Below are 22471 nucleotides of genomic sequence, written 5' to 3' on the forward strand. Positions count from 1 at the left end.
ATTCACGAACAGCTCTTTAGCAGCTCCCTAAACGTTCATCCAGGGACAAAATCCGAAAGGTCAATTCTTGGTTGCTGCATAAGCCGCCCATAACTATTTGATTATCTTTGGTAATGGTGACATATTTGAACGTTTCATCGCCGTTGATGTTTAGATTGGTTTCCGCTGTCGTTTCCATTTTTGCAAAGTCTTGGACTGTGTACGTAAGCGGCAGTAAGTGATCCAATCCTTCATCTGGGCTGCCGAGCCACTTAAACATAAAATCCTTCAATGAAAATTGTTCGATCATCGATAAATGCTCTTTAAATATTAATTGATCCATCGTTATTTCTTTCAAATTATCCACTCCTCAATCGTATTTAAAGTGTATATGGAGAAACGCCTAACATCAAGAGCATTCCAATGACAAACGATTACATTTAGATTACGTCCCCCCTCTGCAGGCATACGACTTACCAGAAGAATGTATAAGCTCCTTTGCCGGTGGCTGGGGTTGTAAGACTTTCATTCGGACCTTGTTGCCAAGTAATCTTACCATTTTCATCTTTCATGACGAACTTGAATTGATAATATCGATCCGCCGCTAAACGGAAAGTTCCGCTCCAGCTGCCCTTTTCACGTTGAGTGAGCTTGTATTCATAATCAACTGGATTCCACCTTCCGATTTCTCCTCGGTCACCAATTAAGTATACACCATGTGCGGCAGGGACATTTTCAACCGTGAATGTAACCGGGATCGATTTGCTTTGCAATTTATTCGCCAACATTGGTAACTCAACTGTTGGTTGTCCTGTGTCATCGAATAAATAGGACATCCTCAGGAAAGTGAAACCGTCAAAACCAAAGTTGTAAACCATTTCCGCTACATTATCAAATCCGCCTTCATTGTTGATGGGCAGCGCGTTTTCGCCATTCAGCGAAATACCCTTTTCTTTCGCCAATGTGGCAATTTGGGCAACCAACGTCTTTGGTGAGCTATAGTATGGTGCCGTTTGAGCGTCGGAGTCCCCCATCTCCAAGCAGGTAAAGGTAAGGGCCATTTTTGATTCCTTGAATTGATCAAGAAGTTGGGAATAATTATAGTACCCGGCACTATACTCTGCTGAATGCGGCATGATCGGATCATTCATTTTCCAATGGACACCTGAGATTTTAGCACCAATGGGAACATCGAAGACTTCATCAAAATGTTTATGGGCCAATTTCGAGATTCTTGCAAGATGTTTTTCCAGTGATCCCTGATACCACTGCATAAAATCGTTTCCAAAGACGGTATCGATTTCACCGCCTTTCATGAAAAATGGATCCCCGTTACCTGGAGGCTGAATCTCATCCCAGTTCTTATATCTTTTTCCCCAAGCTGCATTGAGTTTTTTTATCGATATATATTTTGATTGCATCGAAAGCCTGAAATCCCTTTTCGCACCTTCTGTATAAGCTTGAAGCTTCCCCCTTTCTGAAAAATCCCATCCATCTGCATTCTGGTAGGAGGGATATCTTAGTTCGCCAGCTGGTCCTGCACTTAAATATATTTTTGCGATCAAATCTTTTTTATCTGCGAAATTCTTTGCAAAGGAGCAGTACAATTCGTCGTATTGCGTTGCGGTCCCTTCCCACCAAGGGGCCAGCACTTCTTTATTCCAGTAACCGCTTTCGCTCTTGAATGACATGTTTTCGGCAGAATCTTTATTCCAGAGCCAGCTTGGGATGGGATAGTTGCAATCATCACCTACATTCCCGCCACATTGATGTGTGGACAAGATGGGCACCCATTTTAAACCGGAGGATTCCACTGCCGCGCCATACCTTTTATAATAAGACCAATCAAACTGGTTATCCTTCTTGCTCTCGACCAATCCCCACCAAATATCTGTCGTTATGGCATATACGCCATTTTCCTTCAACTGCATTAACTTGGCTTTAAAGGCGTCCCAATCCGTTATTTCACCTAGTGGAGCCATGACATATAATCTGTAATCCGGTTTTACCTCTGCAATTCCAGCTGAATCACTTGATAAAGGAACGTAAATCATAAAATTAAACACGCCTAAAGACGATTTTTCCAAAACAAATCATCCCTCCCTCATCTATAATGGATTCAACAGCTATAAAAAATGGTCAGGCACATACCAAAGAGCATCTCGTACCAAAAGTATATTTTAACTGGTAAAATATATCAATCGATTTTCCGTTTTATGGGGGAATTATCCCAGCACGAAACAAGTCCCTCATTCATATGATGTGTTATGGGGTGCACGGGGAAATGGAACATTCCAGATTAATGGCGGAGAAAGGGTTGGGTGCTGCTTTATGAGACAATCTCCAATATATAAAATCCCGTTTCAAAATATCCAGGAAAAAAACATGTCATTTGAAGTCGTCTTCAACCATATTGTGGAGTTCATGAATGTAAATCCAGCCGGTAACTATCAATTAATGGTCGGCACCGATTCCCAGGTACATAAAAAACATACAGTTTTCATCACCGGCATCGTGATTCGGCAGGTAGGGAATGGGGTTTGGGGTTGTATCAGGAAAGTGATGATTCCTCGAAGGATGACGCATTTACATGAACGCATTTCCTATGAATTGTCATTAACAGAGGAGATCGTTTCCCTGTTTACGGAAGAAAGAAAAAATCAGTTAATCGACATTGTTCTCCCTGCCGTCTATCAAGGAGCCACCTTTACTATGGAGGGCCACATTGATATTGGCATTGGAAAACGGAACAAAACAAGTGAGTTCGTAAATGAAATGATCGCTAGGATGGAATCCATGGGAGTGGAACCGAAAATAAAACCTAATGCGTTCGTTGCCTCAAGCTATGCCAACCGATATACAAAGCAAGAGTGAAAATTATTGCGATCAATATCGAATCCATTATCGAAATATTTCAGAAATAAAAAAACACCCATTTATCATGAGTGTTATGTTTCAGCCATTTTTCAAGTCAATGTTGCACCTGAAGGCTGTCGCTTATGCTAATGTCCCCACGTATGTACGGACCATTTCCGGGGTAACCATTTTACGAGCGGGTATAAATCTTTCGTTTGCAAGGGCATTGATTTGCATGGTGATCTGATTGATTGAATCTGTTGAAAAATCCATATCGGCCTTACATAATTCTACAGCTTCTTGAATATATTCTTCCCTTTTTTGGTCCAACAGCGAAAATTCAGTGAATTGTTCGTTTTGCTTTTGGGCATGTAACGTAATGTCCTTATGTACACTCATATCCATCACTCCTCTGGTTTAACTTATCAATACTTCCATATTAACAAGTTCAAAGGGAAAACGAAAGAATTTATCAACCTGCCATCCAATAAATGTCTCCAACTCACAATTAAAAGCCCTCGAAGCGGAAACTCAAGGGCCATGGAGAGGTACTATACTTTTTGCTGTCCTTGGACACCATTGATCGAATAACTCACTTCAATGCTTGCATTTAAGGAGTGATACACGGAACAGTACGTATCCTTCGATAATCGGATGGCGCGTACTACTTTATCCTCCGGAAGCTCCCCTTCCAGTAAATAGTGGATATGATAATGCGTAAAGCGTTTAGGATGTTCCTCCGCCCTCGTCCCTTCAATTTCCATTCTGAAAGTAAGCGGTTCCAATCTCATTTTTTTCAAAATCATGACTATATCAATTCCTGTACAGCCTGCCAGGGCTTGTAATAGTAGTTCCGTTGGCCGCGCTCCGCTATTTTGTCCACCTACATCTTCAGCAGCATCCATTTTTATTTCATGTCCTGAAGGGGTGAATCCGGTAAAAGCCAATTCACCTGTCCATTTGATGTTTGTCGTCACCTCTATCAATCCTTCCCTGCTCAATATTCTTAGCTGAAACGTCGGAAGAGCTCCCTCGACGTGTAAAAGGATGATCAGCCTCCAATGTGATCAATACCTATTCAAAACTTCCTTTTAGTTATGTGAAGAACCTATTATAGGAAGATTTGTATTTATTTTATGTAATACAGCTCAAAAATATTTAATAAAAATTTTCATAAGTAAAGTAAAATCGTGCCGGACCTTTTCAATCATTAAGGATGGATCCTTACGATCTTGGAACGGACAAAAAAACAGGGAGTGTGCTCCCTGCTTCCCCTTCCCTCTTATTCCTGCTGCTGAATTTCCAAGGATTTCGTTTCCGCCTTTTGGTTATATAAAGGCAAAATGAAAACCATCCCAAGAATAAAAAAGAATGCCGCCGTTTCAAACATGGCAATGAGTGAAAATTGCTCTTTCAACATGCCTGCCACACTCATGGTCACTACCATCGAACCAGTGAATAATGGCGTTAATATTCCGTTGACCCTTCCAATGAACGCACCTTCCGTCCGCTGCAGTATCAAGGTATTGATTCCGATCTGGATACAAGGCAGCATTAGTCCATTAAAGAACTCGGCTGTTAGTGTAAGCCAAAGATTCGTCGACAGTCCCAGTACAGCCAACCCAAGGGCATTTATAAGCATTCCAAGGGCTAATAACCGTTGTGGTGCCACCTTTTTGGAGAAGATCATCACACCAGCCCCGCCTAAAATCATACCGACACCGTTCATCATGAATAGCCATTGAAGATTTTCCTTCGGCAGCCCTAAACGCTCGGTAACAAGGAATATGGAGAGCGGCTGTATGAAGCCAAGGCCAAGACCAGCTCCGAGAAAACATAATCCAAGCAAACTCAGCTCTTTTTTCCGCAGCACGTAATTCACTCCGCTTTTCATTTCCTGCCATAAGGTCGTTTTATCCGCTTCTTCAGCCAATTTCCGGTCTTTTGGTAGGAATGTGAGGGCAGCTGCTGAAAGTAAAAACGCTGCACCGGTAATGGCTATCGAAATGTTGATGCCAAATGATTGGAAAGCAAATGTACCGATTATCGGCCCTAATACCATGAATACGGCGAATACGGTTTGATACACGGACATTGCAGTTTGGATTTGACTTTCTGGTAAGTGCATCTTAAATAGCTTCATTCCCGATGGCTGGGAAAATTGAGATAGGATTGCCGAAATCAATGTCGCAAAAAACACTACCTTCCAGGTCCCGAAGATAAGAGCGATAAGGACGGCGAATACGGATAATGCGCTTAAAATATCGCACCATACCATTGTTTTTTTAGGTCTCCAGCGATCTGCGAACGTCCCGCCTATAAATGAAAAAATGAAAATGGGGGCAAATTCCGCCACGGATATCATGGAAATCGCAAAAGCATCGCCATTGGTCCGTTCCATGACGAATAACAAAACGGCAAAATTCCGGACCCATATCCCTATTTGCAAAAATAACCCGGAAAAGATGATCGCACGAAAGACAGGATTCTTGAATATGCTTGATTCCTTTTCGCTTAGAGGTGCTGATTTATTTTTTTCCAATATAAAACCTCCTGCTTTAATATCTGGACAGAAGGCGGCACAATACAAATTAACAGGCATAATACCCCTCGTGAAAGGGACACAATGATCTTTGTTTGTATTTTTATGTACAGACCAATCCTATCCAGAAAAAAATCGTATTTTTAACACGCTTTTTTTTTCTTCAAGAATAGGATTAAATGATCATTGTTCAAATTCACCCTTCCATTTTATGTTAATTACATAATAATCGAATCATTTTGAATAATCAAGTTACATTTGTATTTCTTTTTAAATTTCCCTTTATGTTATGAGATTGTCCTAACGAGACCACTATGTCCGGCCTTTTTGACATTGCCATGTTCAATTTGCCATCTTACCTGCATTCGTTCAAAAGGTTCACCCACATAAAAAATATAGACAAACTGATTTTCATCGTGTTTGCCTACAGTCTGGAGGTAACTTAGTTGAATTCCTCCATTTTATAATTATCGGAATTTCCTGTAAGGTGCTTAATCGATTGAGGATACAGGTTAAAGGGTTCACAATAGATGCTATGGATAATTTGCACACACATCATATCTTGGGAGTTGGGGTACGACTTTGACTAGGAAGGAAGGAACGGGACTCTTTTATTGCGGGTACTGTTTTCCCCAATTACACATGGTTTCCGTTATAGGTAGAAGAGATAATCCCTTATTACTCAACAAATATTCCACTTTCGGAGGAATTTGAGGATATTCTTTACGTATAATGAGTTTTTCTTTTTCAAGTTCTTTCAACTGTTTGCTTAGCATGTTGTGTGTAATCCCGTTGATTTCCCTTTTTAATTCTCCATATCTCATGACTTTTCTATATCCCAAATGGAAAATGATTAACATTTTCCATTTTCCACTCATAATAGAAAGTGTGTAGTTAAAAAATTTAATCTCTTCAAGTTTGTTATTTTCTTTATTCACCACAATACCCTCCTTTTAGATGGTATATTATATCTACTTTATTATATACTGCAATATTATTTTTAATAGATGGAAGAAAACAAAAAAGGAGGTTTTAAACTTTCTCATTAAAATTTCAGTATACATAATAGAAAAAAGCCATCATATCTAGTCAATAAAACTTGTTCGCACACGACAGCTCGCCTCTGAAGGCTTCGCTGCCGCTTTTATTGTTTGTTTAGCGAATAAAGTTGCGGCATTGTATATATATTTAACCGGTTTTCCATTCCTTCATGCGAGGTCGTCATAATGAATTCTGTACGTTTAACTGTATGGTTTTCATGCAATCCACGAACCAATGGGAAAAGTGGATAGATAGTTTTCAGCTACCGTTAATGAAGAATGATTGGGAAGCATGACACCCCCTGATCCTACACGTATGCAATTTGTATAAGCAAATCAGGAGAAGCACTTGCAGCACAGAGGGAAATTAGTATGCACAATGACCCATTACGCTCGTAACCAAGTTCATCTATTTGCTAATGGGAGGTGCACCCTCCTTTACCAGTCATTTGATAACCTTCGAGTGCCCTATCTAAGATGGATAATCGCTTAATCATGCTTTTTACTCCCTGTTAGGTTTATAAAATTTCTTCGACCATATTGATAAGGTACACCTAAGTGTTGACGTAATGTTGTCCCCTCGTAATCCTCATGAAATAACCCGCGCTTCTGTAAAATAGGAATAACCTTTTCTACGAATGCAGGCAATCCGTCATGCGCTCGATCTGCGATAATTACAAATCCATCACACGCACCAGCTTCAAACAATTCTTGCATTTCATCCGCGATTTGTTCAGGTGAGCCTATGATAGTATGGTGGAAGTCTGTTACACCATGAGCTAACACATCAAAAATGGTAAACTCCTTCTCAAGGAGGTCAACTGCTTTTTGTGAATGTAACTGAAAAGGGTTTGGCGTTAAACGCTTTCGTAATTCCATCGGTAACGATTGATGGATATGGGGAAATGGAATGGACACCCCGACCAATGCAGACAGATGGTTTACTTGTGCCGGTAATTCATCAGTCATTAACGAAATCATCTCTTTTCTACGTTTTAGTGCCTCTTCATAGCTATCACCGATCGTTACGTTTATCCCCATAAAAAGCTTCACTTCATCAGGTTTTCGGCCAACAGCTTCAGTTGTTTGGTTAAGGACATGACGATGGTTATGGCTTGTTTCGATATCGTTTACAATTGAGTACACGCCAGATGCGTACATGCCAGCTAAATTGGCTCCGTCTTGACCTCCTCCTGCTTGGAAAATGACCGGCTGTCCTTGTGGAGATGGCGGAATCGGTAATGGTCCTCGTGATTCAACGTATTTACCTTGTAACTGAATAGGTTGAATGTGCGAGCTGTCCGCAAATATTCCTTTATCTGTATCAAGCTTTAAAGCAGACTCACCCCAACTTCCCCATAGGGCCTGAACGGTTTGAATAAACTCATGTGCACGTTCATACCTCGTTTTACGATCCGCAATTGCTTCTCCGTAGTTGGCAGCAATTGATGGATCGTTGGTTGTGACGGCATTCCAACCTATGCGTCCTTTACTAAACACATCAAGTGCTTTTAATTGCCGCGCCACTGTATAAGGAAAATTAAATGTGGTTGATTGTGTTAAAACAATTCCTATTTTCTGGGTTTCACGGACAAGCTGGCTTGCCACTACAATAGGATCGATCGTCGCAGATGGTGTATAGTTATTTAGATCTTCGCGAACTGCAGGATGATCAGCAATAAAAATAAATTGAAACTTTCCTTTTTCAGACCACTTCGCCATCTTTACAAAATGGTCTGGATCTACAAATGCAGCAGGATTGGCGCCCTTTGTTCTCCAAGCTCCTCTAGAAGCACCGTAATTCATATTTTGTGACGCTAGTATCATTTTTTTGGAGGATTTCAATTTGTTGATGCTCCTTTCTTGCAAAATTTAGATTCAAGCTTAAGTGTGTCATTCTCTTAACAAGGACTATCGTTTTAATAGAAATAAGATTTTGTTCATTCTTACTCAAAATAATCATTGGACATGTTCAATGATCCAATGATTATCTAAGCTGTTTCTTAACATGTATACTGCAAAAAAACCTATAGTTTTTTACACCTGATGCAATAAGGATCAATCATTTATAATTGATCAGGGGCTAAATATTAGTTCTTTCTTTTCATGTGATCTTTCGGCATTGCCTTTACAGCCATACTATATTCCCCTGCAGTTTTTCCTTCATTAGGTTTTTTGTCGAAAATTTGGTCAACAAATTCTTTTGCCTCAATTAACATACTTTGACGCTCATCATCCGTACTAGTTGGTACTTGTAGGAATAATTTTAATTCTATATCTGCAAAACCACACGCACCGAAAATGTTATCCACTAGACCCTCTATCATTGTTTTTTGTCTAGAGTCCTCCAAATAATCTGGATTTGCCCCAGCGGTCATAATGGTATACGACCTTGTTCCTGCAAGTTGCTGGTCTGTTCCATAAGCGAACCCCGATGTTAGTGATCGTTCATAATAACCTTTCATAACAGCAGGCATCGAACCCCACCAGAGCGGAGCGATATTTACGATAGCATCTGCCCATAACAAGTCTTCATGTTCTTTTAGGACATCTAGTTGGTATTCCTTGGTGAACGCTGCCTTTAAATCTTCTTTCTGTAAAACAGGATTATAATTCATTTTAACCAAGTCTTTTACTTTAATAGCCGCTCCACGACTTTCTAGATGCTGAACCACAGTATCTGTAATAGCTCTGTTAAAGCTTTTTTCATATGGATGAGCGGTAACAACAATGATATTCAATGTATTTCCCCCTTGAATTAATATGATTTTTAAGATCGAGTATAATAATATAAAAACGTGATAAATAATGTAAGTATGCACTTTTTTAATAGATACTATCTAAAAAGTGAGTAATAGTGTTTTTATCATACATTCAACCCATGTGAAATATTCAAGGCGGTGACGCTTTTATGACTGCTAATTCATAAAGGAAGGAGGTTGTTGATATCCCAACAAAGTTTTTGTCCAACTTCTAACTTCCTTTAAATCGCACTTTATTAACCGATCTGGAAATTCCGACGGATGGCTATATCAGCCTCCATTTGGCTCGTATTTTCTTGCATCAAAGAACACGGAAAATTACCCCATTCCCGTTTACTAATACACAATAAAAAAATAAAGGTTGTTGTTTTTAAAACGAAACGATTTAAGGGTGATTTGAGGTGCAGTGCGAGATTCCCATGCGAGCAGCGGGACAGATGTGAGCCCCGCGTTCAGCTTGTATGGGAGGGGAAATCAAACACACTGCATTACTTGGTATATAGCAACAAAATATGAGGAAAACAGCCAAAAATAAAGACAAACCCGAATTTCATCAAGTTTGTCTACAGTCTAAGAGGTTTCTTAAAGAAGATAGTCCTCAGTATTGGATAAATCTTTTCGGGCAGTAGGCTTTATTTTTCAAGCATGCGTTCATGATTCGGCTCTGCCTGGACCAGTAAATGGGAAGATGGCATCAGAATACGATGTTCATGTAAAGCGGACATCATCTCAAACCTTACATTTCTTGACGTTTCAAAGTAATCGTCTGGCTTCACAAGCCCCACTATACATAGCTCATAGCCCACATATTTCAGATTCGGATTTAAATCGGTAATGCCGAGATATCGAAAATCTTCTTCAGGTGTCCCGTCCTCGAGTCTGAGCAGGCTCTCACCGAATTTCTCATTACAGGTAAGGCAAATATCTTCAAGCAATCGTTTCACCTTGTCTGGATTTTCCTGATAACTAACCGTTATTCGCTCGATAATTCGCATTCTCCCTTTATTAAAATTTTGAATCGTCCTAATCTCGCTATGCGGAATGGTCAGCAGTTTTCCAGACCATTCCCTGATCTGCATGAACCGAATGCCGATTTCTTCCACAGTTCCGGAACTTGTCCCATTGAATGCCACGAAATTCCCGACGCGGAATTCATTATCCGACAGCCTTACAAACCCTAATAAAATATCCTTAAGCATTTGCTGAGCGGCAAACCCGATCACGACCCCTACAATCCCGGCTCCGGCAAGTATCCCTTTTAAGTCTATAAACTGTCCAATCACATATATGAGAAAAAGTGCGGATATTCCATACCTTAGAGAAGAACGTGTAACGCCCTGTATCGTTCTTTCCACTTCTTCCTCAAAAAAACTTGACCTTTTAAAAAACCATTCGACCATTTTATTCAAAATATAATAAACAGCCATGAGCAGCAGTGCTAATAAGAATAGCCTCATTAATAAAAATTCTTCCAAGTAATCAAAAGCACGCTCCGTAACATCTAAGATATTCAAGTTGCCAACTCCATTTCCGCCTTTATTCCGAATCGATTAAAATCCAGTCATCATCCTTGCCTATTATCCCTTTATCAAGGACAAGCCTTGTTTTCAAGCGATAGGAAACACCTTTTTTATATGGATCCTTGAACATTGGCAGACAAAAGTTAAAAGGAATTTCATTACTCTCCCCAGAATTTATTTCCCTGGTAGACAAAATCGTACTCGTCTTCAGGATCTCTTCCATTCCCGTAGAATGAGTATCCATGATGAGATCGCATTCGATCCTCCTTATTCTTTGCTCTAGGGTACCACCTTTAATCAAGAAATACCCATTTATGCATTCCCCGGATTTATACGTATTTTTTGGAAGGATCAAATCGATTTGTGCAGACCCTATTCCTAAAAGTAACAAAGATTTTCTCAGTATCAAAGAATACACTCCATTTATATTTATTTGTTTTTGTCATCACCATTTGCCATCAGCTGAACAATTGATGATGGTCTACTCAAAAAAACCTTCACCGATTTCGGTAAAGGTTTTCAAATAGAAAATAGACCTTTACCAATAGGTAAGGTCTGGCTAACAGCACTATGCTGCCAACAACGCCGAGAGCCTGGAGCTCCGTAATGACGACATTGCTGCTAAAGCTACTCCCCTTAGGAGATTATACTCATTATCATACGGTAAGATTGGAAAGTTTGTCAAACCTTTATGTATGGCGAATTTATGATATGGATTGGAAACTGTGAATCTTATTCAGATATCATATAAGGTTTTGTGCGAACATGTTCGGGGAATATAAAATATACAAAGGGAGCCATGCTATTTTTCTTCCTTACCTTTCTTACTTGCATGTTCAGAAAGGATGTCTCATTTATTGGAACATTTAGTAACGAAAAGGACATGATTCGTTTCAGTAGGAATAAAATGAACAAAATATGTATTTTTTAAAGAATCATAAAAATATTGATTATTTTAGAAGATTTTTCTTTTACTTCTGTCTAACTTGTTGTAATATAAATGTAACAATTGTAATATTAATTACACTTTCGTTACATAATCATCCTAAAAGGGATTGGAGAGAGAAAGTATGAATAAAATATCAGGTATGCTATTATCCATCATTTTATTTTTCACATTGAGCACGGGAGCTACAGCACAAACCACATCACAGAATTTATCTGACACAAATGCACTTAAAATAGCCGATAATGCCAGCAAACATTTCTGGAATGCATTACATGGTTACAAAAATCGTTCATGCACACAAAAAACATTCAACTATAAAGGAACAGAGTACTCGTATCTTTGTCAGGAATTCAATACAAAAGATAAATTGGTTACTTATTTAGGAGAAACATTCACTAATAATGCTATTGAAAAAGGATTAACAAACTATAATTACATTACACATAAAGGAAAATTGGCCCGTCCAGTCGGTGATGGCGATGGCATGCTTGAATGGAAAAAATCCAAAATCAAATCGGTCCAACAAAAACAAAACGTTAGAACCTATAATTTAACCGTCCCTACTGTGGATGGCGATTCAGTCAAAAGAACAGTTACGTTTTACAAATCAGGATCCACATGGAAAGTAAATCAATTTGATGCAGTCCAATAACTTAAGAAAAGAATGCCCCGCATCTGTCATGTCAGATGCGGGGCATTCTTTTGGTTGGCCGTAAAAGCTTCCCTGATACAAGTGCCATTACCTTGCCCTCTGTTCCGGTTTCCTCTGAATAAAACGTAAATGAAATCTTGATTCTTCACAGTTTTGGTGCTTGATCTTTTATACTTAAGAAGAATTTCGATGTAAGAGCATGTTCATGCTTTATGGTAAGTTTGGGTCGCCTCCTTGCAGTTCGATGCATTTTATTGTGAATCTGGCTTGATTTTGTGCTTTCACATACTTTTTGAACCGTTACTCCCTACAAAAATCCAAGTCTGTTTCGTGCATTATTTTGTATGTGCACAGCTTCACTCCTGAGTATGATGACCTTACTCGTGAATACGGGCTTTACCTTTCAGTCACCTAGATGAATTATACTGGCAAGAAAAGTGCCTAAGAATATGACTGATTCAATATGGTTATATAGCATCCATGTTGGATAGTATGTTGAATTTCTCCGTATTCTTTTCCTATATGGGTAAGGATTTCATGAAGTATTTCATTTCGCCGCTTTTCGGTAAATCCTGAAAGCCAGGATAGTGAACCGACTCTTCCGCACCAGTCTTCGTTTGAAAATGACACATCGTAATGGAACTTATAGGTCTCTTTTAAGTCAAATCCATGTTCCTGCCATTCCTTGAACCATTCCACCGGAAATCCATTGATAAATTGTTTTGATTGCGCTTTGTCGCCCGCAGGTCTCAGCTCTCCGCCAGGCATATTCGCTTTAATAATTTGAAGTGTATCAGCTATGACTTTACGGTTGGATATGAAACCTGAATCCATTACGATCAATTTTCCCTTTCCTGACAAAAGCCTTTTTATCTCAGCAAGGGTTTTTTCTCGGTTAAACCAATGCCATGCTCTTAAAACGGTTACATAATCAAACAACCCCTCATTCAAGGTTGTCGATTCTGCGCATGTATTCATATACTCAATTACCTGACCTTCACTCTTATCCAATTCTTTCGCTTGCTCTATTAATTCTGCTGAAGGCTCCACTCCCACAACAACTGCCCCTTCATCATGTAAAGCTCGGCTTAATACCCCCGTCCCAGAACCCAAATCTGCTACTTTTTTATTGGTAAAATCAATTCCTCTATGTTTTAAACTTTCCATTACCTCCATAGGTAAGTCATTTCGATATTGCGCATAATTTTTTGCCACACTTCCAAAATTCACTTTCATCGATATTCCCCTTTGCATATTTTTCCAACCTATAGAAATGATATCATATTATTCAAGAGCTAATCATTATACTAATCTGCATTGCTAGTGAGTTTCGTTCACTTGAAAAAATCGCCTCTGTATGCATTAGCCTGCTTGATGAACTAGAAAAGTCGAAACTATAACCCTGAAAATTTCAAGGGAAAATCAAAAAAGTTTCGAATGGGAGACCATTCCGAAACCTTTTTTCAACAAACTGGGCATAGTGAAGATGGAGTGCCTTAGCGGGTTTTCCCTTTTCGAAAACCTTGAATAGAATCGAATACGGCGAAAAATACGGAAATGAGGATAATACTCCAGTATATCCGGCCTTCCCATTCATCAATCGAAAAAAGTTTTGTCATATATACGATGAATTCGTTCGTCAGTAACTGCGGATTACTGATGATGATGATGAGAGTAATCGTCGTGAGCAGTTGGTAACAGGTGTGAAGCCAAGCAAGCTTTTTGGTCCATTGTCCTGCCAATAATTTATAAATGGCAAGGCAGACACCTAAAATGATGATGCTGAAAATGAGCGGCCAATAGGAATTCAATACTTCTTGGTTAAAAGAAGGTGTCACAAAATTGAGTCCGTCTTTACCAGTCTCATAGACACCCAGAAGGCTGGATGCATTGAAATATAGAGCAGCGAAAATTGCGATACCTAACAAGCTTCCAAATATCTCGACTTTAGGAATCATTTTTTTCTTTGAAATATTTGGAATCTGTTTTAAATCATCCGGTGTCCATCGTTTAAACCCTTTCGTTAAAGGCATATGATCTTTTGAAGTATCCGTACGTTCCAGCACGGCAAATAAAAGCGTTAACCAGAAAAACACTTGGATGGCAGTGCTGATGATACCTGCGATGCCTTTTCCAATGATGCTGAGGATCACTTCCATTACGGTTTTTTCACCGATATTTGCAAATGTGCTATCTCCAATTAATGAAATCAATGAAATGACAGCGGCGATTGGTAAAATCATTTTCAATAGACTGACATAAACATCGTAATAACGCGGTCCAATCAGGTGCATCGGCCGATCTCTATAACCGCTTGCCAGTGTTACAGGATCTCCTAATTTTATAAGAATCTCTTTCACGTCTTGCTCATTATAATCTTCCGGAAGCATATCTTCGATTGTAGATTGAAGCTCAAGCGCAATATCCTCCCGGTTTTTTTCTGGCAGCCTGCGGGTCACTTCCTGAATATAAAGTTCAATCAGCTCCATCTTCTCCCTCTCCTTTTAATAATATATAAAGCTCTTGAGACGTTTTTTCCCACTCTTGTTTTAATTGATTGAAAATTTCTTCCCCATATAAACTTAAAGCATAGTACTTTCGCGGCCTGCTTTCAGAAGTATCCCAAGTGCTTGTCACCAATTCCTGCTTCTCCAGGCGGCGAAGCAAGGGATATAACGTGCTTTGATCGATGGCAATTCCCGATTTTTCCAGTCGCTGGACCAGCGAGTATCCATACTGGGGAGTGTTGAGCTGACTAAGGACCGCTAAAGTCAAAGTGCCCCTTCGCAGCTCGGTCGTCAAAGAATTCAGCAATGTACTCATCCAATCACCTCTTCTCTATACTATATGTCGTACACCATATCTTATACTATGCATCATACACTATTTTAGTTCTAACACCAACATCAACATATAAATATTCTTCATGACAAAAAAAAAGAAACGCTATACGCCTCTCATATTCCGTCATTTGATTTTGCGAGCAGCCCTGTCGATTAGATTTTTCAAGCCATAAGTTAACATAGCTCTCCGTTTTCTCGAGTTTTTTAATGGATATTTTTCACAACCCCCTCTACAAACCTAGGTATCATTCATCATCTTTTTATTTATTTTCTTGTTTTATTATGTAATTATATGTATATATTACCAATTAGTTGTTTGGTATGAATGAGTGATCGTATTTAGGTGTATCAAAGGTATCTTTTACCTTATTATCTTAAGTTCTCCATGAGTCAAGAAAAGAAGCGAATCCGCACATATGGTTATGTTGGATATATCCCTCTTTAAGCGGGAGCGATGGTCATGCTACATACTTCACGTCTTCCTCAACTCGATTTACCCACTTCTCCAATTGAAAGCAGCCAACCAATGGAATCACTGATGTCATTGGTTTTGGATCTAAACGAGATTTTGAGGAAGAAGGCTTATTTGTCAAGAATAGTATGTTTCCAAAATTGACCGAAGAAACAAAGTTCGATCGGGCAATAAAAGTGAAGACGAAAAGATACAATCTATTAAAAGACCCGCTTTTCTCACAGCGTGTGGAAAAGTTGGAGGATAAGGAATCTTCTGCATTTTTGTTAGATGATGCTGACACTGTGGTCATTGGTCCGGACACGAAAAATCCGTTTAGATGGAAAGGTCTGATCGGGATGTCAGCCATGAGCTATGGCTCTTTGGGTAAGAACGCGATCACTGCGCTTTCCGAAGGGTTGGCTCAAGCAAAAGGCACATGGATGAATACAGGGGAAGGAGGTCTGTCACCGCCTCATTTAGCAGGAGGAGTCGATATAGACATGCAAATCGGTCCTGCCATGTTTGGTGTCCGTGATAGTGTTGGGGAATTGGATTGGGATGAGTTAAAAAGAAAAAGTGAAATTCCTGAAATTAAAGCCTTCGAGATTAAATTGGCTCAGGGTGCCAAGACCCGGGGAGGGCATATTGATGCAAAAAACTAAATCCGGAAATCGCAGAGATTCGTAGCGTTGTACCCTATAAGTCAATCGATAGCCCGAATCGGTTCCATCAATTTGAGGATGTAGAATCCCTGTGTGATTTTATCGGTGGAATCAGGGATCATACAGGGATTCCAGTAGGTATCAAGATGGTCATCGGCGGCAATGACAGTGTTGAAGAACTTGCCCGGTATATGAAAAAAAGCGGGATGGGGCCGTTCATCACGTTGGATGGCGGTGAAAGGGTACGGGTGCTTCGTACCAGGAAATGACCGATAGTGTGGGATTACCGACAAAATCCGCTTTGCCTATTTTAGTTTCGACCCTTGAAAAATACGGAATCCGAGACCAGGTTAAAATTATTGCCTCCGCTAAATTGTTCACAGCCGATCGAATCGCCATAGCTTTAGGAATGGGAGCGGACCTTGTGAACATTGCAAGAGGGTTCATGATTTCCATAGGATGTATCCAAACGATGAAATCCCATTCAAATGCTTGCCCTGTCGGGGTAGCAACCACTGATCCAGAAATACAGAAAGCACTTGTCATCGATGAGAAGAAATATCACGTCACGAACTTTCTTGTTACCATTAGAGAGGAATTGTTTCGGATTTCAGCTGCCGTTGGACTGGATTCATCCATCCATTTTCGCCCGGAACATATTTGCCATAAGGACGATAAAGGGCTTGTCACACCATTTGAAGACATCCTGAAAGGAAGTAAAGGGACAAATTAGAGCCAATGAATGAAAAGCAACCGCTCATTCGTAATGGTCACTGGCTTTCATGACATTTGTTCACATGCTCTCCCCCATCAATCATTCCATCAAATGGCTTGATAATACCAAATCCCATCACGAGTAAATTTTCTGCATTGGTCATTCAAAAGAAGGTATTCCAGATGGGCCAACGTTTCTCCAACCGCAAACCTGGATTCGTGAATGGGTAGTTTTCCAAATAGGATTTGACATCCTCTTTTTACCGTAATCGGCTCTTTCATATTTTCATGAATGACTTGCAAACGGTCTTGATGGTGATCAAATAATTCTGCGATTCTTTCATTGGCATTTCGAAAGGGCTTTCCATGTGAAGGAATGACATATTCCACGTCCAACTTTTGGATTTTTTTCAATGAGGTAAAAAATTCTTCCAATGGGTTACTGAAACCTTTAAACCAGTAAGATATATTAGGGGAAATCTTTTGCAATATATGATCTGTCGAGAACAGAACACTATTTTCCTTATTATATAGTGATATCAGGCCATCAGCGTGCCCCGGCGTGAAAATCACCTCATACTCGCATTTGCCAAATCGCAGATGCATTCCTTCTTCAAGGTGATGGTTGACCGTAGGATATGGTTTCACTTGTGGCATAAAGCTGCTTTCGTCACCCGATAAGGCAGTGGCTATATCGTCTTCCAAGCCACATGCATCATAGCTTTCTTTAAGGAGATTGAGCGATTTCGCTTCCCAATACGTTTTCCCGGCATGTTCATCCACTTGTGTCATCCAAACATCAGCATTGGTTAGTTGCTGTAAGGTCCCTGCATAACCGAAATGATCAGGGTGATAATGGGTGATGATAATATCACGAATATCATGCCTTCCGATAATGGGCTTCCATATTTCCCTTGTCGTTTCATTATTTAATCCGGTATCCATGATCGTCCATCCTTTTTCACCTTCTGCTAGGAAACAATGAACATGATCAAGCCTAAAAGGCAAAGGAATGGTAACTTGCGTAACTTTCAATTCATTCAGCAACTATAACTTCTCCCTCCGATGTAGCATTCCATTTCATATTTTTTATGAGTACAAAAAAGGTGCTAAATTAATCAATTCGACGAATTTCTTGAACTTCCTCTATCAAACTGTTAGATTTTACGCTAAACCTTGATAAAACCGATCGCATAAATATAGCTTGGAAATGTAAAAGAAGCGTTTATACCTCCTTTGCGAATGTACACCGAATAACAGGATTGGGTAAGGGATGAATCTCAACATAGGTACACCTAACAATTTCCAATTTCACATGTATTCACTGTATGAATTGCTCCAAGCAAGCTTTACTGTAATCCCTATTGAGTTCAACAAAAATCAGACTAACTTAGTCCCCACTGAATATGGGAATAAGTTAGCCTGATTATGATGTCATATTTTTTCAGATAAAAAACACCCTGAATTTTGGACCAGCAAAAGGTAAAAAGAGAATGAAGCATGTTAAAACAAGCCTGAAGAGTTAGTAATAAGTACTTTCGGAAGGTGTTTTTCGCTTTGGCCAAATAATGTACATGGAAGGTAAAAATACAGAGGAATCACCGATATGACCAAGGACTACCCACTTATGGAACTCCATAAAATCCACAGTACTGTCATATACCTACATATTGATGGAAATCATCTGGCCATCCTTCTTGAAACTAGATGATTCTTGCTTAATCGTCCAGACGCGCTGACCCCGATTATAAGGACTAATTCCATCCGTTTTCCTTATTGTCATAATTTTTAGTTCCAACAGGATTAACGAATCCGTGCGAGGGTATGTTAATAAAATATGTCTATTTACACAAAGGTCGATGCTGAAAATTAATTCAACACTCATGAAGTAGGGGTTCATTTTTAAAGGATTTATTCATCACTTTAAAACCCCCTGTTTTTTTGTCCTTTCATAAATGGATCAGTTGCAGCCTGACTAACATTTAGATAGGAGGATTTTATGTCATTTTTAATCACTATGATCGGATTATTGGTTTCCACCATACTCGCTACCATAATGAATGCCAAATGGCCCCGTATCCCTTTACCGATATACCAGATATCCGCCGGAGCAGTACTTTCATTATTGCCATTTCACTTATCGCTTGATTTCCATTCGGAATTATTCATGATTTGTGTCATAGCGCCATTACTCTTTACAGAAGGAAAGAATACATCCCGTAAAGAAATGCTTGAATTGCGCAAGCCTATTTTGTTGCTTGCTTTCGGACTTGTTTTCGTCACTGTGTTTGCAGGAGGGTTTTTCATCCACTGGCTGATACCGGATATGCCGATGGCCATCGCTTTTGCTTTAGCTGCCACGATCACTCCTACTGATGCTGTAGCAGTCCAATCGATTACAAAGGGATTGAAGCTGCCCGGCAATATGTTGCCAATCCTTGAAGGTGAGTCACTTTTCAATGATGCAGCGGGAATCGTTGCTTTTAAAGTGGCCTTGGCTGCGGCATTGACAGGTGCATTTTCCATTAAAGATGCTTCGCTCAATTTCATCTTTGTCGCCATGGGCGGGATCTTGATCGGTCTCCTTTTGGGTTACTTAATCGTTAAATTACGATTGTTTTTACGGGTTCAAGGACTTGAAGAGATCCCCATGTCCATCGTAATGGAGGTCATTACACCTTTTGCCATCTACATGGTAGCTGAAGAATTCCATGTTTCCGGTATCTTGGCGGTAGTGGCCGCAGGTGTCATTCATGGCATTGAACGCGATCGCCTTCAAAATACCACAACCAAATTGCAGATTGTATCAACGAATATTTGGTCTGTATTGGGATATCTATTGAATGGGCTTGTGTTCACTTTACTAGGATTCATGCTGCCGAGCGTCTATCGGGAAATCGAGTCCAACTTAAATAGGGGTTCCCTTTTTGGGATAAGTGTATTGATCGTTTTATTATTATTGGTGATCCGTTTTATTTGGGTATACTTCCTGCATGATACATTCACCAAGAATAGGGTCAATCCGCTAGAGCAATTCATTATGTCCCGGATTCATCGAGATGAAATCAAAGTCAGCGATGATAAGAATTTAACAAGAACACGGTACGCCATCTTGACATCCGTATGCGGCATTCATGGCACCATAACTTTAGCTACCGCTTTATCCATCCCTTATTTCATGCCGGATGACACTTTATTTCCGATGCGCAATACAGTCTTGTTCATCGCAGCGTGCGTCATTTTGTTAAGTGTCCTATTAGCCACGGTCCTTTTGCCGATACTTGTAAAGGCACCGGCTGAATCTGAGGACGAACGCCTGACCACTGATGAAGCTTATAAAATCGTATTGAACAAAACGATTCATCAGCTGAGCAAAGAAGCCAATAGCGATAATCAGAAAGCCGTTTATCAAGTGATGGATGATCTGAACGAACAACTGATAGATTTGGAGCGAGGCATAACGAATAGGCCGGATAACAAGACGATACAGGATTTAGTCAAGCTAGGGGCGAATGCTGAATTGGAAGTCGTTTCTGGATTGGTCGAAAAAGGATCGATATCAGAAACGACCCACGAGCTATATAAGGTGTACATTTCACGAACGTTGAATTATGTGCAAAAATCATTTTTGCAAAGAGTTTGGATTTCATTGCAAGCTATCCTTTTCAAGAAAAAGCTTAATGTCAAATGGGATAAAAAATGGGAAGCAAAGTTAGAGAGCTCCCTCGATAAAAACGCGGACCTGATCAAGGAATTCCGTCAAGCACAAAAAGAAGCTTCAAAGGCAGCCATTTCTTTAATCAAACAACAAATTGAACCAGAAAACCGCCATGAAGTGATGCTTGTCATCCAAAGATATAATCGGTACTTGAATCCATTCGGAACATTAAGTGAAAAGGAAGCCACCAACTTACAAGAAATGGTGAGTCATTTTCAATTGAATGCCATGCAAATCGAACGAGATATCATTCAGCAATTGGTCGAAGAAGATCGGATATCCTCCAAAACGGCTACGGAGCTTAGACAAAACCTGGTCTATGATGAAATGATCATGATACAAAATTGATTAAAGAAGTGAATGATACACCAACAAGAGATGAATAAGAAAAACCCTGCTATATGTGACTGGCAGGGTTTTTCTTATTGAATCCAGATTTATTTAAACGTTCTCCGTTACTGCTGTATATTGGTTTAAGAAGGATAGTATTTTTCGATAGACGGCCATTTCATTTTCCTTTTTTGAAAAACCATGTCCTTCATCTTCCAGGAGCATATACTCGACAGCTCTTCCCTTGTCCTTCAAGGCTTGCACGATTTGATCGGATTCCTTTTTGACGACACGCGGATCATTCGCCCCCTGTACGACTAGCATGGGTTTGGTCATGGAATCCAGGTAGGTAATAGGCGAGTACTCGATTAATTTCTCCCGATCTTTTTCCGGATTCCCAACCCACTGATCCATGACTGGCTTCCAGTCTTCAGGAACGGATTCGATGAAGGAAAATAGGTTGGATGGACCAAAAATATCGACCACCGCCTTAAAGTACTCGGCATGACGGCCATGTAGCAGCAATGCCATATACCCGCCAAAGCTTCCGCCCATCAATAGTATGTTCCCTTTTCGGGCATATCCTTGTTCAATCAGCCAATCCAGACCGGCTATATTATCCAGGCGCGGTCCATGTCCCCAATCTCCTTCTACCATTTTCATGAATTGTAAGCCATATCCAGTGGAGCCGCGAAAGTTCGGTGCGAAAATACTATATCCATTGTTCAGGAAAAACTGAAATGATGCTCTGAAAAATTTGCGTTCTGCGGCTTGAGGACCGCCATGAGGCCAGAAAATGACTTCGCCAGTATCATTTTCCTTATTTGCGCGAAAAAATAACGATTCGATCTCCAAGCCATCAAAGGAAGGATAGGTAATGATGTCCGGTTCCACCAATTCGGTGGTCTCGACACCTGGGACCGTGTAGGCAGTCAATGGTTCCCACTCATCATCCGTTCTTTTATAAATATTATGAGGCTTGGTTGCGCTCATGCCAGATAAGTAGAGTGCACCTGATCTTGCAACCTCAAGTTTTTGAATGACACTGCATGGAATGGGGATGTTCGTCCAGTCCCCATTTTTCAGATCATGCTCATATAAATGATCGACTACTCCTTTCTCGCTCGCAACAAATAACAGTTGTAATTCTTCATTATATTTAAGGGCCGTAAAGCTTTCACTCTTCAATTCTTTTATTTTCGTAAATTGATTGGTATCTAGATTAAAAGAGGCCAAGTAAGTGTAATCCGAATCATAATCCGTCAATAAATAAATCAGGGAATCCGAGACGAAAACACCGTGTGTGACTGTATGTTGTTTCTCGGATGGAGGTGTAAGCAAAATCTCACAGCTTCCACTCTTCGCATAGAGGAGGGAATATGTATTTGCATAGTGCTTGTGATAAAGAAAGGTTTTTTCATCAGGACTGAAACCAATGATATAGGTTGCC

19 protein-coding genes and 1 pseudogene are annotated in these 22471 nt (G+C 39.9%); 5 read left to right on the forward strand and 15 right to left on the reverse strand.

Annotation, left to right across the window (positions count from 1 at the left end):
- Window positions 1-16 precede the first annotated feature (16 nt).
- Together CVN76_RS03445 and CVN76_RS03450 are read right to left on the reverse strand one after the other, a co-directional pair.
- Window positions 17-337 (reverse strand): hypothetical protein, encoded by a 321-nt coding sequence (locus CVN76_RS03445; protein ID WP_100530298.1) that lies wholly within the window; start codon window positions 335-337, stop codon window positions 17-19.
- Window positions 338-452: 115 nt separating this feature from the next.
- Entirely contained in the window at window positions 453-2066 is a 1614-nt protein-coding gene (locus CVN76_RS03450; protein WP_100530299.1) for a family 14 glycosylhydrolase, read from the reverse strand.
- A 244-nt stretch (window positions 2067-2310) separates the two neighbouring features.
- Here CVN76_RS03450 and CVN76_RS03455 point away from each other — a divergent pair, with 244 nt between their 5' ends.
- A complete protein-coding gene (locus CVN76_RS03455) occupies window positions 2311-2853 on the forward strand; it encodes a ribonuclease H-like YkuK family protein (RefSeq protein WP_100530300.1) in 543 nt (180 codons plus the stop codon).
- 123 nt (window positions 2854-2976) lie between these two features.
- Here the strand turns inward: CVN76_RS03455 and CVN76_RS03460 are convergent, their stop codons facing one another.
- The 8 genes from CVN76_RS03460 to CVN76_RS03495 form a co-directional block, all read right to left on the reverse strand.
- A complete protein-coding gene (locus CVN76_RS03460; RefSeq protein WP_100530301.1) occupies window positions 2977-3234 on the reverse strand; it encodes a DUF2533 family protein in 258 nt (85 codons plus the stop codon).
- Between the two features lie 152 nt (window positions 3235-3386).
- Window positions 3387-3812, reverse strand: a complete 426-nt coding sequence (locus CVN76_RS03465; RefSeq protein WP_198512461.1) for an OsmC family protein — start codon at window positions 3810-3812, stop codon at window positions 3387-3389.
- A 305-nt stretch (window positions 3813-4117) separates the two neighbouring features.
- A complete protein-coding gene (locus tag CVN76_RS03470; protein ID WP_442857542.1) occupies window positions 4118-5377 on the reverse strand; it encodes an MFS transporter in 1260 nt (419 codons plus the stop codon).
- A 611-nt stretch (window positions 5378-5988) separates the two neighbouring features.
- Complete coding sequence (locus tag CVN76_RS03475) at window positions 5989-6255, reverse strand: winged helix-turn-helix transcriptional regulator (RefSeq protein ID WP_100530323.1); 267 nt, start codon at window positions 6253-6255, stop codon at window positions 5989-5991.
- A gap of 651 nt (window positions 6256-6906) precedes the next feature.
- Window positions 6907-8262: an NtaA/DmoA family FMN-dependent monooxygenase gene (locus tag CVN76_RS03480; RefSeq protein WP_100530303.1), complete on the reverse strand. Its 1356-nt coding sequence runs from the start codon at window positions 8260-8262 to the stop codon at window positions 6907-6909.
- A gap of 245 nt (window positions 8263-8507) precedes the next feature.
- Window positions 8508-9158, reverse strand: coding sequence for an NAD(P)H-dependent oxidoreductase (locus CVN76_RS03485; protein ID WP_157805498.1), 651 nt, complete (start codon window positions 9156-9158; stop codon window positions 8508-8510).
- A 653-nt stretch (window positions 9159-9811) separates the two neighbouring features.
- Entirely contained in the window at window positions 9812-10693 is an 882-nt protein-coding gene (locus CVN76_RS03490; protein ID WP_100530305.1) for a mechanosensitive ion channel family protein, read from the reverse strand.
- A 22-nt stretch (window positions 10694-10715) separates the two neighbouring features.
- Window positions 10716-11117: a sporulation protein gene (locus CVN76_RS03495; RefSeq protein ID WP_232732090.1), complete on the reverse strand. Its 402-nt coding sequence runs from the start codon at window positions 11115-11117 to the stop codon at window positions 10716-10718.
- A gap of 652 nt (window positions 11118-11769) precedes the next feature.
- Here CVN76_RS03495 and CVN76_RS03500 point away from each other — a divergent pair.
- Complete coding sequence (locus CVN76_RS03500; protein ID WP_100530306.1) at window positions 11770-12300, forward strand: IseA DL-endopeptidase inhibitor family protein; 531 nt, start codon at window positions 11770-11772, stop codon at window positions 12298-12300.
- 441 nt (window positions 12301-12741) lie between these two features.
- Here CVN76_RS03500 and CVN76_RS03505 read toward each other — a convergent pair whose 3' ends face one another.
- From CVN76_RS03505 to CVN76_RS03515, 3 genes are all read right to left on the reverse strand, one after another.
- Window positions 12742-13536 (reverse strand): class I SAM-dependent methyltransferase, encoded by a 795-nt coding sequence (locus CVN76_RS03505; RefSeq protein ID WP_100530307.1) that lies wholly within the window; start codon window positions 13534-13536, stop codon window positions 12742-12744.
- A gap of 260 nt (window positions 13537-13796) precedes the next feature.
- A complete protein-coding gene (locus CVN76_RS03510) occupies window positions 13797-14789 on the reverse strand; it encodes an HAAS signaling domain-containing protein (protein ID WP_100530308.1) in 993 nt (330 codons plus the stop codon).
- Window positions 14776-15123, reverse strand: a complete 348-nt coding sequence (locus CVN76_RS03515) for a PadR family transcriptional regulator (protein WP_100530309.1) — start codon at window positions 15121-15123, stop codon at window positions 14776-14778. The genes CVN76_RS03510 and CVN76_RS03515 overlap by 14 nt, the downstream gene beginning before the upstream one ends.
- A 620-nt stretch (window positions 15124-15743) precedes the next feature.
- On the opposite strand from CVN76_RS03515, the pseudogene CVN76_RS32215 reads away from it, so the two are divergent.
- Window positions 15744-16528 (forward strand): annotated as a pseudogene (locus CVN76_RS32215) (glutamate synthase-related protein).
- A gap of 8 nt (window positions 16529-16536) precedes the next feature.
- Window positions 16537-16992 (forward strand): glutamate synthase-related protein, encoded by a 456-nt coding sequence (locus CVN76_RS32220; RefSeq protein ID WP_332850596.1) that lies wholly within the window; start codon window positions 16537-16539, stop codon window positions 16990-16992.
- 89 nt (window positions 16993-17081) lie between these two features.
- On the opposite strand, the gene CVN76_RS03525 is transcribed toward CVN76_RS32220, so the two are convergent.
- The gene (locus tag CVN76_RS03525) at window positions 17082-18020 is read right to left on the reverse strand and encodes an MBL fold metallo-hydrolase (protein WP_100530310.1); all 939 of its coding nucleotides are present in this window, start codon (window positions 18018-18020) and stop codon (window positions 17082-17084) included.
- 952 nt (window positions 18021-18972) lie between these two features.
- On the opposite strand from CVN76_RS03525, the gene CVN76_RS03535 reads away from it, so the two are divergent.
- On the forward strand, window positions 18973-21039 hold the full coding sequence (locus CVN76_RS03535) for a Na+/H+ antiporter (protein ID WP_100530312.1): 2067 nt from the start codon (window positions 18973-18975) through the stop codon (window positions 21037-21039).
- 93 nt (window positions 21040-21132) lie between these two features.
- Here the strand turns inward: CVN76_RS03535 and CVN76_RS03540 are convergent.
- Window positions 21133-22471, reverse strand: a 1339-nt coding sequence (locus tag CVN76_RS03540) for an alpha/beta hydrolase family protein (protein WP_100530313.1), incomplete at its 5' end; no start/stop codon positions are given.

Source organism: Bacillus sp. mrc49 (assembly GCF_002803435.1).

Bases quoted from the DNA above. Each gene is read 5' to 3' on its own strand.
- CVN76_RS03505 (WP_100530307.1), bottom strand. From the start codon at position 13,536: ATGAAAGTGAATTTTGGAAGTGTGGCAAAAAATTATGCGCAATATCGA.
- CVN76_RS03475 (WP_100530323.1), bottom strand. From the start codon at position 6,255: ATGAGTGGAAAATGGAAAATGTTAATCATTTTCCATTTGGGATATAGA.
- CVN76_RS03510 (WP_100530308.1), bottom strand. From the start codon at position 14,789: ATGGAGCTGATTGAACTTTATATTCAGGAAGTGACCCGCAGGCTGCCA.
- CVN76_RS03455 (WP_100530300.1), top strand. From the start codon at position 2,311: ATGAGACAATCTCCAATATATAAAATCCCGTTTCAAAATATCCAGGAA.
- CVN76_RS03535 (WP_100530312.1), top strand. From the start codon at position 18,973: ATGTCATTTTTAATCACTATGATCGGATTATTGGTTTCCACCATACTC.
- CVN76_RS03460 (WP_100530301.1), bottom strand. From the start codon at position 3,234: ATGAGTGTACATAAGGACATTACGTTACATGCCCAAAAGCAAAACGAA.
- CVN76_RS03500 (WP_100530306.1), top strand. From the start codon at position 11,770: ATGAATAAAATATCAGGTATGCTATTATCCATCATTTTATTTTTCACA.
- CVN76_RS03515 (WP_100530309.1), bottom strand. From the start codon at position 15,123: ATGAGTACATTGCTGAATTCTTTGACGACCGAGCTGCGAAGGGGCACT.